The following is a 12,472-nucleotide window of genomic DNA, read 5'->3' as shown; positions in this document are numbered from 1 at the left end:
CATCCGCGATGACATCGCCGCGATGGCCGACGGCGTGCACAAGCGAACCTTGCGATCGCCAAGAGGCCCCTGTTGATGCCGAAGGTCAAGACGGGCTCGCCAATCGTTCGAAGCCGGCGCAAACGCACGCTCGTCGCGATGCACTGCGATCGCAGAGAAACTGTCGGCTCCAGACATTCAATTGATCAACTCATCCCTGGCGAGCAGGGCTTCGGGTCTGGGTAAAGAGACCTCAGCGCCGCCACTTGCCCGCAGAAGGTGCGGCTTCAGGCAGCTGAGTCAACCTGTCAATTGCCGTCTTGAATTGCGTCAGAGTTGTTTCGTTTCGCCAACCTTGCCACTCAGGTACGCGTTCGTGCACAGGGGCCATTGCCAGATCGACAAAGTCCGACGCCAACGCGTAAGCACCGATCTCAGCTGCGTCAATTGCGGCACAGACATGCACAGCCTCCCAGGCATCAGGTTCTCTTCGCTCGCTATCCACAATCGTCCACAGCCCGTGGAGATAGTTCTCAAAGTGTTTGCGCGCGGATGAAGATCGGCTGTCAATTGTCTTGACGGCTTGCCGCATGTCACGCCGAAGTTCGAGCGGTGTCATGTACCTCAGATCGGAGAAGCCATCGTCAATGGTGGCCCCCGAACTTGGCCCAGCTTTGCGCACCGGGATTCGAAGGCCGAGAGGCCGGGGCCGCCATCGGAGTTCAAGGTTGCACCTTCCAGCGAAAGTAATCTGTGCGGTAGCAGACGCAACAGCGAAGTCTGCGTCCTACACAACGGCGGTCCAAGGGACGACTCTCCGAACTGACTGGACTCGCCGCCCTGATCGATGTGTGCGGTCATTTCGAGAGGCGGACCACCCCAATGTCAGCCTGACGGCGAGGGCCGGGCTGTCAATCCGCAGGCCCTTCACCGAATGTTCGCTAGCGAACATACTGGCCGCCGCCGAGAGTCTATAGTTGCCATCATCGATGGCTTGGGAAGGCACGCGTTCCTTGCCGGCTCCGACAATTTGACGGAGCTTTGCTACATGGTTCTTTCCCCCGATCCGAAGCAGAACCAGCTGCTCGCTGCGCTGCCCGACGGAGAGTGGCAGCGCTGGCTTCCCCAGCTTGAGTGGGTGGAGTTGCCGCTGGGGCAGGTGCTCTACGAGCCCGGGCGCACCCTCAGTCACGTCTACTTCCCGACCACCGCCATCGTCTCCCTGCTGTACGTGATGGAGAACGGCTCGTCGGCCGAGATCGCCGTGGTAGGCAACGAGGGCATCGTCGGGATCTCGCTGTTCATGGGCGGTGAATCGACGCCGAGCCGCGCCGTGGTGCAAAGCGCCGGTTCCGGCTTTCGGCTCAAGGCGTCGACGATCAAGGACGAGTTCAACCGCGCGCCGGTGCTGCACCTGCTGCTGCGCTACACGCAGGCGCTGATCACCCAGATGGCGCAGACGGCGGTGTGCAACCGCCACCACTCGCTCGATCAACAGTTGTGCCGTTGGCTGCTGCTGAGCCTGGATCGCTTGAGCAGCGCCGAGCTGGTGATGACGCAGGAACTGATCGCCAACATGCTGGGCGTGCGCCGCGAAGGCGTTACCGAGGCTGCGCTGAAGCTGCAAAAGGCCGGACTGATCAGTTATGCACGCGGGCGCATCACGGTGCTCGATCGGCCGGGCCTGGAGCAGCGCACCTGCGAATGCTATGCGGTCGTGAAGAAGGAATACGACCGGCTGCTGCCCGAACGGATGGCCCGCTGAGCAATCTTGTGTGCGCTGGCAGACGGTGACGCGGCCGCGCAGGCCCCAGACTGCTTGCGCCATGAAAAACATCGAGAACGGCCTGATCGAACTGCTTCCGCGCACAGACCGCCAACGCCTGCTCGCTGCGGGAGGGGCGGTCGACGTGACGCTCGCCGAGGTTCTCAGCCAGGCGGGCGAGCCAACGCGTCACGTCTATTTCCCGATGGATGGTTTCGTATCGCTGATCTCTCGGGTAGACGACCACCCCGGGCTGGAGGTCGGCATGGTAGGCCGCGAGGGCATGCTGGGGGTGCATGTGGCGCTGGGCGTGCCGGTCGCTCCGCTGCACGCGGTGGTCCAAGGACCGGGCACGGCCTTTCGTATCGCCGTCTCGCCGTTCCGACGCGAGTTGGCACGCAGCGCCGCGCTTCAGCGCAGTCTGGCCCGCTACGTCAACGTGCTGATGGCGCAACTGGCCGGCTCGGCCGCTTGCCTGCGATTCCACCAGATCGGCCCGCGCCTGGCGCGTTGGCTGCTGATGAGCCAGGATCGTGCGCAGTGCGACCACTTCCACATGACCCACGAGTTCCTGGCCTACATGCTGGGCGTGCGACGCGTCGGCGTGACGGCCGCGGCGGGCGTTCTGCAGGCCGGAGGCCTGATTGAATACCACCGTGGCGAGTTGCGGGTGGTGAACCGGGCCGGCCTGGAGGCAGCAGCCTGCAGCTGCTACCTCGCAGACCGGCGCATCTACGGCCTGTCGATCGGCCGTGCACCGGGGCCGGCGATCGACGCGGCCTGATCACCGCTTGCGCTGGCGATCCGGTGTCGCCGGCGCAATCGCCGGAATCGCCTGCGCTGGCGTTCCCGGCTTCGCCACCGGTGCCTGCGCCTGCTTGGGCTTCTTCACTTCCTTGTTGCCGTGCTTGCGTTCTTTGGACATGGTGGCCTCCTGGTCTCAGCGCGGCTTGGACACGCCGTTCTCATCCGAAAGAATGATCTCGACGCGGCGGTTCATCTGCCGGCCAGCGGCGCTGTCGTTGCTGGCGACTGGGTGGAGTTCGCCGTAGCCGCGCGTGCGCAGCCGGTCGGCCATGACGCCCTGGTCGATCAAGGCCATGCGCAAGGTTTCAGCACGGCGCGTCGACAGGTCGGCGTTGCCACGTTCGGTCCCCTGGCTGTCAGTGAACCCCTCGATCATCGCGGTGCGCTTCGGGTGGTTCTTCATGAACTCGACCAGCTTGCCCATGTCGCGGACGCCACCAGCGCGCAACTGCGCGCGGTTGGAATCGAACAGCACGTCGCCCAGTGTGATCACGTCGCCGCGGTCGGTCTGCTTGGAGCCCAGGGCCTTCAGCTGCACCTCCAACTCGGCTGCACGCTCCTTGTCCTGCTGCGCGCCAGCGGTGGCGACAGCCAGTTCCGCGCCCTTTGCCTGGGTCGCTGTGCGGGCCGCGGCGACATCGCGCGCCGCTTTGTCGCTGACGCTGCCTGCCTTCGCATCGGCGGCAGCCTTGTCCCAGGTCTTGGCGTTCGCGGCCTCGCGCGCGATGGCCACGCGCTGCTGGGCCAAGTAAGCGAAATGGTCGACGCTGCGCAGGGTGTCGCCGCGCGCGCGGGCCGCGTCGCCAGCTGCGAGAGCTTCGCGCGCCTGTGTCATCTCCGGCCCTGCGTACTCAACGGCCTTCGGATCGCCTTGCAGCATCTCGTAGCTGGCGTGGGCGCGGTCGAGGCCGGCGTTGGGCTGAGGCACGGTGCCGCAGGCCATCAGCGCGGCAGACAGTGCGGTGACGGTGAAGATCGAAAGCGTGTTCATTGGGTACCTCCGGTGGTTGCGGCCTTGCGAGCCTCATCGGCTGCCTTGCTGGACTTGGCGGTCTGCATCTTGCGCACCGAGAGCTGGGCATCGAGCTGGCTCTCTTCTGCCAGTTGCCTCGCGAGCACGTAGTCCTTCGTCGCCGCGGCCTTCTGCGCAGCGGCAAGCTTGTCGGTGGCCAGGCGCGTCTCCGTGGGCGCATATGCCGGCGCGCCGTCGACGGCCGCGCTGTCGACAGCGGCCTTGGCGCTGGCCAGTTGCTCGGTCGGAGGCGGTGCGGTGGCGCAGCCGCCGACAACGAGGACCATCAGCCCGGCCAGGACGATGGAACGGGGGGCCTGCGGAAACGACAGGCGATGCACATGCATGAGTCTCATGAAGGGACTCCTTTTCGATGGGAGGGAAACAGGGGAGGACGGTGGGGTGGTCTGCGGCTGCACCCCTTGACGCATACGTAGCTCGGCGTGCGATGTCACATTGGCGCCGCCGATACCCGACCATGGCAGCTATCGGCGCTGCAGTCTGTTTGCTAACGCACACAGGGTTTGCGGAGAGACGACGGACTCGGCGGCTTCCGGGCGGCCCGTCGCTCCCGAGGGAGCGGGCCTGTCCGGATTTCTGTGTGCGAGGCGGTTGAGATGGAATGGATTGTTGGCTGACCCGCCTATCGACTGCCGTGCGCCGGCAGAGTGAATCGCTCCTCGCAGACCACGGCGAACTGGTTCATCGCGGGGCGCCACTCCTTGGCTGCGCGGCCCCAGTCGGCCGTGATGTTGCGCAACGCCAGCCAGATCAACTTGGTGGCCGCGTCGTCGCTGGGGAAGTGCCCGCGCGTCTTGATGATCTTGCGCAGCTGGCTGTTGACGCTCGCCGGCGGAGGCGGAGCAGTTGATTCGTCAGTGGCCTGCTGAGCAGATCAGGGCGACGCCGATGCCGAAGGTCGAGTGAGCGTCCCGACCCAAGGCACCTCCGGCTGCAACGCCTGATCCGCAGGCAGACCTGTTCTAGGCGTCTCCGTTCTCACGGCGCGTGTGCATCGCCAGGTCAACCACTGGTGGAGCGTGCGATCCACAGGCGCCAGGAAAACGTCGACCAGCGATGAGGCGTTGGCGGGCCGCTCCGACCCAAAGACGGACTCGATGACGCAGTCGGGAATGCCCAACCACAACTGCGCGGCGTCGAACTCCACATTGGAGGGCATCTGCTCTGGAGGAAATCCCGCGCGGTCCCAGCTCTCCAGTTTGTGCGCGGACCGGGCCGCGAAAGCAGGTGAGACCTCGGCGGCCTCGAACATCGCGTGAACGGCAGCGTGCGCCCGTTCGATCTGCTGGGGCGACGCGCCCGCCACGCTGATCACCACGTTCTCGCGAGGAAGCACGGGAGTCTCGTCGTTTCCATCAGTCACCCGCGACAGCGCCCAAGCGCATGAAGGTGGCACGAACGACTGAGGCGCCGGACTACTGGATATGAGACGCCGTCTCATAAACGTCTCATATCGGCGCCCAATGGCAAAGGGCCCGCATCGCTGCGGGCCCCGTCAATACTGGCTCCTCGACCTGGGCTCGAACCAGGGACCTACGGATTAACAGTCGGCGGTCGAAAGTGGCCGCCAAGCGTGTGTTCTCGGGCGTCTCGCTCCCCTCGCTCCAAATACTTCTGAGCGCTCATTGCCCAACGATGGCCCGGAAAGCCGCCAAAAAACCACTGGATATTAGGTGTGGGCCGGTCGGTCAATTCCGGCGGCCGAACGACAGCTCGGACTGAACGGAGACCGTCGTCGCGCACCTGGCTGGATCTGCTCAGTCACGGCCGAGCGGACACCGGCGCGACACCAGTGCTGACCTTCGAATGGCTGGTGCCGTGAGCAGCGATGCGGAGCAATCGACCGTTGCTGCCGCTGGACCACGTAAAGAGCGGTCTCTTTCCCCTGGAGCCAGTCCGGCAGCGTTTGGGACCCGACCGCGGTCAGGTGTCAGCCTTCTTCCAGTTCGGATCGAAATCGAAGTTGTACTTTCTCGGGTCGAGGTTCTCTTTGCCCCAGATGCGAAACGCTTGGACGAGGTCCTTCTGGAAGCCCTCGATGTGGACGTAGTTGGCTACTGCTTTAAGGATTGCACCAAGGGCGGCCTCTTCAACGTTGTCCAGCTCAACATAGCCATCTTCATCATCGTCCATGTGTTTGCAGTGGTTGATGTACAAGATGTCGTTGACCTTCTTGCCGTGCGTTTCCCGCGTCTCAACCTCACCGCCTTCAGCAATGTGCTTCGCTAGCAACTCAGCGGTGAAAGGCTCGTTGCCCGCTTTGATGGAGAGCTGAGTCAGGATTACATCGGCAGCACCTGCAAGCGTGATCACAGAGAATCGATCTCGACCGGTCATGAACAAGCCCATCGCAGCCCGTAGCTGGTTCTCCGCAATCTGAAGGCGCGTGTACGTCTTCATGTTTTCGGCTTCAATCGATTCGGCTGCGCGTTGTACGTCTCCATCATCTTCTCGCCATCCGAGTGGGTCCACGCGTATTGAAGGAATGCCTTAACGAAGGGTTCTTCTTGTCCATTCAGTGAGACGTAGTCCTGGATCGCTCGAGAGACAGCGTCGATAGCCATCCTCTCAAGATCGAGGTCTATGGTTTCAGGGTCGTCTTGCGCAAGATGTTTGTGGGCAATTACGCCCAACTTTTTGTCGATGTGATGCGCATACGACTTGCGCTTCGGTGTGAATCCGACCTGTGCTTCGTGCACCCGCCTCGCATAGTCGACAAAGGTCTCCCTTCCGGCTCGCTTGACAAGCGTATCAAGGATCCCACTCGCTGCGCCAGCAAGCGTGATCGCGGAAGACCTGTCCTGCCCATTCAGAATGATCGACACGGCGGTTTCAAGCTGTGCCTTCGCGATGTCGTGCTTGTGGTACCGCATGTGGTGTGACGAGTGGTGGATCATCAGAATAGCGGCCATCGTAGTGCGGTCTCGCTCGATGATGCGCTCAAACGGACGTGATTCAGGAACCAAATCGAATCCGCGTCTTGATCACCGTGCATGGCAACTATGGGACTGCCGAAAGCCCGAACGATCACCCAGTGAGGTACGCTCGAATTGGAGGTCCGGCGTTCGGCACAAGATCGACTGGCTGCTCCTGGCTGGCAGTGTTTGTTCAGCGCATCGCCTGCGAGCAGCCGGTCGCCGATCAGGCCGGCTGCGTCGTTTGACCGCTTGCAGGGCGACTGCCGAAAAGGCACAGTCGGCAATAACCGGTCGTACACGAACGGCCACTTCCACGTAGGCTTCTGACGCTGCGGCTCGCAAGTTTTTCGCCTTGGCTCAGCAGCAGTAGGAGACACAACATGTCGTACTTGGGCATTAAATAGAAGGTCCCGCCTGGTGGCGCCTTGCTCTGATGCGCGTACGCCAATCGTCTTACAATACGCCAGGTTTCCAGAATGCAGAACGCCGCTCAATACCTCGACAAAACAAGAAGTGCAGCCCAACGGCTTTTTGAAGGAATTGACGCCTACCTCGCGTTGTTGCGCGATCACTCCACAACCTTTGTCACTTCGCACACCAGCGAGGAAGACTTTCAGAGGCAGTACGACGCTTGGTATGCAGAAAGACGATCGGCGATTCAAGCTGCGCTTGATGCACAGAAGCAATATATCGGCGAGAGTTTTGCACAAGCCACGCTATGTGGTGCGGTTCTCCAGCTCGCAGCCAAGGCCATCGAGTGCTATTCGAAGAATAGCCATATCCCTCAAGACTGGGTATCTTTCGTAAAACCTCACTCCAAACCAGTTCCGTTTTGCACCGGTAGGCTGGTACGCGGGATTCCACTTGGTCTCGTAGTCTATGCTGCACGCAACCAACATACACACTTCGAAGATCAAAACCTTAGAGAGCCAAATGTAGAGGTGTTCCGCCGCTTGGCTGTCAACCACGGCTACGGAAAGGGAAGTACGGGACCTGTCGTAGATCCAGCATTTCATCTCGGCACTAAAAGCATAGTCAGCTTTGCGAACAATGTCACGGCACTTCTCGAATGGCGATCTTTGGAAGCGTATGAGGCCGATATGCGAATGTTGCTGGAAATATAACCCTTCATTTCAACTCAACGCAATCGCTGGCAGGGAATCCAGCGATTGCGTTGTGTTTGATAGGGAAACACGCACCGGGAAATATAGTAAGATGCCGCTGATCCTTGCTTCTCCTCCTTCTTGGCCAACTGCCGCGCGGTGGACGGTGGTTGCGCCACGGCTCATAAGGTTTCATCGACTATGACAACTGCGGAAACTATTGCTTCTATTGCAGCGGTCTTGAGTTTGGTGATCGCCGCACTCGCGACGCTCGCGGCATTTCGCTCTGCGGTCTCAGCCCGTACGGCACAGCGATTTGCGGAAGACTCAGCCCATACCGCAGCGACCCTTAGCGCTTCGCGTACTGCCATAGGGATCCTGGTGGAGATTCAGCGAATCAAATCACTTTCCGAGCAAGCCACGTTGTCATACCGGACTTTGGAGGGGTTTTCTGGCTCCCAGGACAACTCGGGCGTTCAAGAGGCTCTTGCGATACTCAGAGATCGTACAAGCAAAGCCATTGAACTCGGTACGGACGCGCGTCAATTCACGAACAGCTCCACGACACTCAAGGCAGCACCTATGCAAGAGGTGGCGCGGGTTGAACTCCGACTTTCTTCTAGTCAAGTGCAATTGGCTGCCATACGTGATGAGCTTGAGCGAGTCATCGCCGCGGTAGAAGGGCAGAATGCGCTATACCGCGAGAAAGCACTGGCGCGGTGAGTAGCACCGATCCCCCACGGAGCGGACGCTGTACAGAAAGCCGATTCGCGTCCATCTTGTTACGTTGGAGTCCAAATAATGCCAACCAGTCGCACAAAGTACAAGCTGGAGGAGGCAAAGTTCTTTCTTCTGCTTCTTGAGCAGAACTGGCGTAACTTCCCACACGTAGATTTTTTCCTAAGTGCGTTCGTGTCAGCGGCCCGGAGCGTTACGTGGGTTATGCGCGCAGAGTACGGCAATTCTGCCGGTTGGGCAGAATGGTTTGACGCCAGGAAGCCGTCAAGTCAAACGAGAGATCTGCTTAAGCGCATGAATGATGTCCGAGTAAGAGCAACCAAATCTGAGCCATTGCGCACGCAGACCTCCGCAACCGTCAATATCCCACCTGACGAAGTAACGCCAGAATTACTAGAATTACTCCGCAGCGGGGCGAAGCAAAGACTGAGGCTAGAACCGACTGATCCTACTAATACTGAGGCCCTTCTCATGCTCGGGGACCGGATTCTTAGCAAAGTTAGAATAGAAACCGCCACCCATGAGCTTCCGGAGTTTGAAGGGATGGATGCAAGGGTCATCTGTCGCCGGTACCTAGAAGAACTCGATGCCTTGCTTTTGGAATGCGAGGTTAGGTTTGAAATCTAGCCTATCATACTGCTGGGCTTGCCGAGCAATTCGAATGCCGTTTCTCATCTATAAAGTTGAATGACGCGTTTGGGAGGTTCATTCGGACGTCGCCAACTCCGCGTTTGGTCGATTGTGTGAATTCACGGAGGGCGCGAAGCCGACGTCCAGCCGAGCCAGTTCGAGGCGAGGTCGAACGCGGCTCATCCAGCGTTTCCGAGTGCGCCTCTCAGGGTCAGTATTGCCGCGGTGAATGGACCTTTGAAGGCCCCCGACCGCCCGGAAGTAACTGCTGCAAAGCGGTCCTTCGATCGCCCGCAGAGAATGCCGCAACGGTTCGGCAACTGCCCCCCGCTCTCACCATCGATCATTCGCCAAATCAACTCGGGCGCCATACGCCGGCAACCTTGCTTGTAGAGGCCTATGGCGAGTCGACGCTGACTCGCGATTGCCTTCGGCGATCGACGTCATACCGATAGATTCGCCGCGAAGGGATCACGCGATCTGCGTCTGGTTTGGCTGGGCAGTCTGTTGCCAGCGAGCCTTGATGTAAATCTCGGTCGTTGCCTTGTTGGCGTGGCCACACAACGCCTGTATGACCTCGATTGGCTGCTTCTCAAGGAAGTACATGTCCGTGGCGCCCTTGCCCTTCAGGTCCCGGAAGCCAAAGCTCGGCATTGGCGGCATTTTGCGCGCCTTGCGCCGCACGTTCGCAGCCATGATCGCCTCCTTCAACATGCTGCTCAGGCCGCTGTACGTGTACGGGTGACCGTCGAGGCGCGCGACCAGCGGAACATTGACCTCGCGTACGTTGCCGGCAAGCGCCTTCGGAAGCACGTCCGCCAGTTCACCGGTGACGGCAATGCGGTGCTGGCGCTTCGTCTTGTTTTGTCGGAACACCAGCTCTCGGCCGGTTTGGCCGGTCTGTAGTACGGCTGTTGTCCACTTGACAATATCGCTGTCCGGGCGTTGCAACGTGCGGTAGGTCAGAAGCATCATCAGCCGTACGGAGCGCGGCGCCAACGAGAGGACCTCTCGCAACTCCTCGTGGCTGACGTAGCGCTCGCGCGGGCGCTCCTCGTTTCGCACAATGCCACTGGAGCGCATGCATGGATTCATGACCAGGCCCTGTACCTTGCCGGTACGAATAAGCCAGCTGATGCAGCTTGAGAGCAACGCCTTCTCTCGGTTTGACTGGGTCAGTCTTGGCGGATCCAGTTGCGCATTGAAGTCGAGATATCCCTGCACTTCATGCGGCTTGATCGTCGCGGGTAGGCGCTTGCCGAATGCTGCGACCAGTGGGCCGTCTTCTGCCGCGTACTGGGTGTAGTCGTCGAGTGTGCGCTGCGACCGCGCCTTCGCAGCCACGAGGCGTTTCAGGTCCGCCAGGAACTCCCCAAGCCAATAGGCTGTGGTGCCGAAGGCCTCGGAAGGGTTCTTGTAACGCGCGGCTGCCTGCTTCGCAGCCGCCAGATCCGTGCCGACGTTCTCCCAGCGCTGGGGCGGCCCACGATGAACGTAGTAGAACCTGCCTCCATCGAATACAAGGCGAGTGCCTGCCAAGCCCATAGGGTCACCATCCTTGCGTCTGCGGCCCATGCCGTCCCTTCCTTTTTGCAGCCCAGGTCTCCAGGCCTGTCGTCACGCTAGCGCCGCCCGTATCGCGGTCGGGTGCCGTCCCTGTCGCAGGGCTGGCTCGCCACGCCAGGGGTCGACCATTCGGCTTCCGGTCGACCCTCAACCCCAGGCGCCTGAGGTAGCGGATCTTCGCCGCGTCCTGCACGAGGCCGTCCGTCATCTCGTCGACCTCAGCATCCGTAAAGTATGCGGAGAGCGTTGTGGCATTCATTCGGTAATCCACCAGCCCTTCCAGTGGGGGTTTTGACACTGCGCCGTTGGGTTGGGTGCCATCCCGCGGAATGCCTTGCGGAGAGTGCTTGCTGTCTGCATCACGCGCGTTCCTCAGCGGAATCCTGGACGGATGCATGGAGGACACGATAGTGCACTGCGGCGGCCAGCAACTGCTCCGGCTTGCGGTCGAGCGCATAGGACTCGACGCGCACGTTCTGGACCAGCGCGCAGTCGAGGATGAACAGCGTCAACGCGTCGAGGGGCAGGGTGGAGATGTGCGACTCGAGCGCGCTGCGTTCGACCCCGTACAGCTCGGCCAGCGTTTCTTTGTCCTTCCACCCGACGCCCGCGCATGCGACCTGGGCGACCATCTGCAGGTCGAAGGCACTGCGCGGCGCGGCTGCGGCCGCCGCGCGAACGCGCGTCAGGAGGTCAATCCTGCCTTCGATTTCGGCTCGCGCCTTCTCCACTGCCTTCGCGTGCGCGGCCTCGCGCTTCTTCCGGTCCTCTTCGCTCTCGCCGTAGCCGCGCGCGGGCTTCGGCTCGGTGACCTTCACGCCGGCCGCCTTCAACTCGTCGACCTTCACCACTTGGTGCGTCTTGCCGTCGCGCGGATCCTGCAACGTGACGACCGTGGGCCTGGCGCCCTTCGCCTTCTTCAGGGCATCGCGCACGTCGGCCAGCTTGACGAAGCCGGCCTTGACGTTCCCGCTTGCGTCGATCGCCTGGCGCGCCTTGTTCCCCTGCATCACCGTCTTGCCGGCCGCTTCGAGCTTTTCGGCCTCGCGCTTGAGGTGCGCCTTCTTCTTCTCGGCGAAGCAATCGGGGTCCGTACAGACGTCTGGACCGTGCACCGGTGCCCGGTCGGGATAGCGGCCGTACTTGTCCTTCTTGTCGGTCGGCGCGGCGATGTCCTCGAACTCCGGCGCGTTGCCGGTGCGCTTCGGACAGCGAACGCAGTGCCCGGCCGACGGCACCAACATCTCGTCCTCGATGTCGAAGATCGCCTTGGACAGGCTGAGCGTGAACTTCTCGCTGAGGATCGCCTTGATGCGGCGATAGCTGCGCTTGCCGCCATCGTCCAGCTTGGCGTGGTAGTCCCGGCTGACGTAGCTGAGCGCCTTCTCCTGGAGGGCCGGCTCGCGCAGCCGGGCAAAGAGGACCACGACCTCAGTGCCGACCTCGCCGTCAAGGCAGGCTTTGCGAATGGACGGGATGGCCTTGAGCAGCGTCACCCGGCTGTGGATGTAGCTCCTGCTCTTGCCGAACTTCTGCGCCAGGTCGTTCAGCGTCAGGTTGTCGCTGTCGATCAGCGCCTGGAATCCTTCGGCCTCCTCGAGCGGATGCACGTCGGCGCGCTGCAGGTTCTCAGCGATCTGCGCGCTACGGGCCTCCGCGTCGGTCATCGTGCGGATCATGCAGGGGGCGGTCTCAAGCTCCGCAACGGCTGCCGCGCGGAATCGGCGGTGGCCGAAGACGATCTCGAATGCGTCCCTCCCGTCGACGCCGGCCTCGATCAGCCGCACGAGCAGCGGCTCGTGGATGCGACCTTCGCCGACGATGCTGGCGGCCAGCTCGTCGATGCCGGTGAAAGTGCGGCGCGGGTTGAACGGGCTCTCGCGCAGCTGGGCGAGCGGAATGCTGGTGATGATTTCCATGGTGGTCCTCGTCG

13 protein-coding genes and 1 pseudogene are annotated in these 12,472 nt (G+C 61.6%); 4 read left to right on the top strand and 10 right to left on the bottom strand.

The features are described 5' to 3' along the window. Nucleotides 1-232: 232 nt before the first annotated feature. A complete protein-coding gene (locus FHT26_RS27555) occupies nt 233-598 on the bottom strand; it encodes a hypothetical protein (protein ID WP_168563281.1) in 366 nt (121 codons plus the stop codon). Between the two features lie 429 nt (nt 599-1,027). Between FHT26_RS27555 and FHT26_RS27550 the strand changes: the two genes are divergently transcribed. After that, nucleotides 1,028-1,744, top strand: a complete 717-nt coding sequence (locus tag FHT26_RS27550) for a Crp/Fnr family transcriptional regulator (protein ID WP_168563280.1) — start codon at nt 1,028-1,030, stop codon at nt 1,742-1,744. A gap of 61 nt (nt 1,745-1,805) precedes the next feature. After that, nucleotides 1,806-2,528 carry a Crp/Fnr family transcriptional regulator gene (locus tag FHT26_RS27545; RefSeq protein ID WP_168563279.1) on the top strand — a complete coding sequence of 241 codons (723 nt, stop codon included), beginning with the start codon at nt 1,806-1,808 and terminating at the stop codon, nt 2,526-2,528. Here FHT26_RS27545 and FHT26_RS27540 read toward each other — a convergent pair whose 3' ends face one another. The 7 genes and pseudogenes from FHT26_RS27540 to FHT26_RS27510 form a co-directional block, all read right to left on the bottom strand. Further along, entirely contained in the window at nt 2,529-2,669 is a 141-nt protein-coding gene (locus FHT26_RS27540; protein ID WP_168563278.1) for a hypothetical protein, read from the bottom strand. It lies immediately after the preceding gene. A 15-nt stretch (nt 2,670-2,684) separates the two neighbouring features. Beyond that, entirely contained in the window at nt 2,685-3,542 is an 858-nt protein-coding gene (locus tag FHT26_RS27535; RefSeq protein ID WP_168563277.1) for an OmpA family protein, read from the bottom strand. Beyond that, nucleotides 3,539-3,919, bottom strand: a complete 381-nt coding sequence (locus FHT26_RS27530; RefSeq protein WP_210427626.1) for a DUF4398 domain-containing protein — start codon at nt 3,917-3,919, stop codon at nt 3,539-3,541. Before FHT26_RS27530 ends, FHT26_RS27535 begins: the two co-directional genes overlap by 4 nt. 287 nt (nt 3,920-4,206) lie before the next feature. After that, nucleotides 4,207-4,410: pseudogene (locus FHT26_RS27525) on the bottom strand (IS256 family transposase); the annotation flags it as partial. 48 nt (nt 4,411-4,458) lie between these two features. Then, nucleotides 4,459-4,920, bottom strand: coding sequence for a hypothetical protein (locus tag FHT26_RS27520; protein WP_168563276.1), 462 nt, complete (start codon nt 4,918-4,920; stop codon nt 4,459-4,461). 587 nt (nt 4,921-5,507) lie between these two features. Beyond that, nucleotides 5,508-5,984 (bottom strand): hypothetical protein, encoded by a 477-nt coding sequence (locus tag FHT26_RS27515; RefSeq protein WP_168563275.1) that lies wholly within the window; start codon nt 5,982-5,984, stop codon nt 5,508-5,510. Then, on the bottom strand, nt 5,981-6,457 hold the full coding sequence (locus tag FHT26_RS27510; protein ID WP_168563274.1) for a hypothetical protein: 477 nt from the start codon (nt 6,455-6,457) through the stop codon (nt 5,981-5,983). The genes FHT26_RS27515 and FHT26_RS27510 overlap by 4 nt, the downstream gene beginning before the upstream one ends. A 521-nt stretch (nt 6,458-6,978) precedes the next feature. On the opposite strand from FHT26_RS27510, the gene FHT26_RS27505 reads away from it, so the two are divergent. Together FHT26_RS27505 and FHT26_RS27500 are read left to right on the top strand one after the other, a co-directional pair. Then, a complete protein-coding gene (locus tag FHT26_RS27505) occupies nt 6,979-7,626 on the top strand; it encodes a hypothetical protein (RefSeq protein ID WP_168563273.1) in 648 nt (215 codons plus the stop codon). A 180-nt stretch (nt 7,627-7,806) separates the two neighbouring features. Beyond that, the gene (locus tag FHT26_RS27500; RefSeq protein ID WP_168563272.1) at nt 7,807-8,328 is read left to right on the top strand and encodes a hypothetical protein; all 522 of its coding nucleotides are present in this window, start codon (nt 7,807-7,809) and stop codon (nt 8,326-8,328) included. A 1,116-nt stretch (nt 8,329-9,444) separates the two neighbouring features. Here the strand turns inward: FHT26_RS27500 and FHT26_RS27495 are convergent. Both FHT26_RS27495 and FHT26_RS27490 read right to left on the bottom strand, forming a co-directional pair. Continuing rightward, nucleotides 9,445-10,548 carry a tyrosine-type recombinase/integrase gene (locus FHT26_RS27495; RefSeq protein ID WP_246868128.1) on the bottom strand — a complete coding sequence of 368 codons (1,104 nt, stop codon included), beginning with the start codon at nt 10,546-10,548 and terminating at the stop codon, nt 9,445-9,447. A 350-nt stretch (nt 10,549-10,898) separates the two neighbouring features. After that, entirely contained in the window at nt 10,899-12,458 is a 1,560-nt protein-coding gene (locus FHT26_RS27490; RefSeq protein WP_168563271.1) for a ParB/RepB/Spo0J family partition protein, read from the bottom strand. Between the last annotated feature and the right edge of the window lie 14 nt (nt 12,459-12,472).

Origin of the sequence: Rhizobacter sp. SG703 (genome assembly GCF_012275445.1) — a bacterium.
GTDB lineage: Bacteria > Pseudomonadota > Gammaproteobacteria > Burkholderiales > Burkholderiaceae_C > Rhizobacter.
This window is presented reverse-complemented; position numbering and strand designations above follow the sequence as displayed.

Excerpts from the sequence above, each read along its gene's own strand:
- FHT26_RS27490 (WP_168563271.1), bottom strand. The coding sequence starts at position 12,458 with ATGGAAATCATCACCAGCATTCCGCTCGCCCAGCTGCGCGAGAGCCCG.
- FHT26_RS27540 (WP_168563278.1), bottom strand. The coding sequence starts at position 2,669 with ATGTCCAAAGAACGCAAGCACGGCAACAAGGAAGTGAAGAAGCCCAAG.
- FHT26_RS27515 (WP_168563275.1), bottom strand. The coding sequence starts at position 5,984 with ATGAAGACGTACACGCGCCTTCAGATTGCGGAGAACCAGCTACGGGCT.
- FHT26_RS27500 (WP_168563272.1), top strand. The coding sequence starts at position 7,807 with ATGACAACTGCGGAAACTATTGCTTCTATTGCAGCGGTCTTGAGTTTG.
- FHT26_RS27545 (WP_168563279.1), top strand. The coding sequence starts at position 1,806 with ATGAAAAACATCGAGAACGGCCTGATCGAACTGCTTCCGCGCACAGAC.
- FHT26_RS27550 (WP_168563280.1), top strand. The coding sequence starts at position 1,028 with ATGGTTCTTTCCCCCGATCCGAAGCAGAACCAGCTGCTCGCTGCGCTG.
- FHT26_RS27535 (WP_168563277.1), bottom strand. The coding sequence starts at position 3,542 with ATGAACACGCTTTCGATCTTCACCGTCACCGCACTGTCTGCCGCGCTG.
- FHT26_RS27555 (WP_168563281.1), bottom strand. The coding sequence starts at position 598 with ATGACACCGCTCGAACTTCGGCGTGACATGCGGCAAGCCGTCAAGACA.
- FHT26_RS27530 (WP_210427626.1), bottom strand. The coding sequence starts at position 3,919 with ATGAGACTCATGCATGTGCATCGCCTGTCGTTTCCGCAGGCCCCCCGT.
- FHT26_RS27495 (WP_246868128.1), bottom strand. The coding sequence starts at position 10,548 with ATGGGCCGCAGACGCAAGGATGGTGACCCTATGGGCTTGGCAGGCACT.
- FHT26_RS27510 (WP_168563274.1), bottom strand. The coding sequence starts at position 6,457 with ATGCGGTACCACAAGCACGACATCGCGAAGGCACAGCTTGAAACCGCC.
- FHT26_RS27505 (WP_168563273.1), top strand. The coding sequence starts at position 6,979 with ATGCAGAACGCCGCTCAATACCTCGACAAAACAAGAAGTGCAGCCCAA.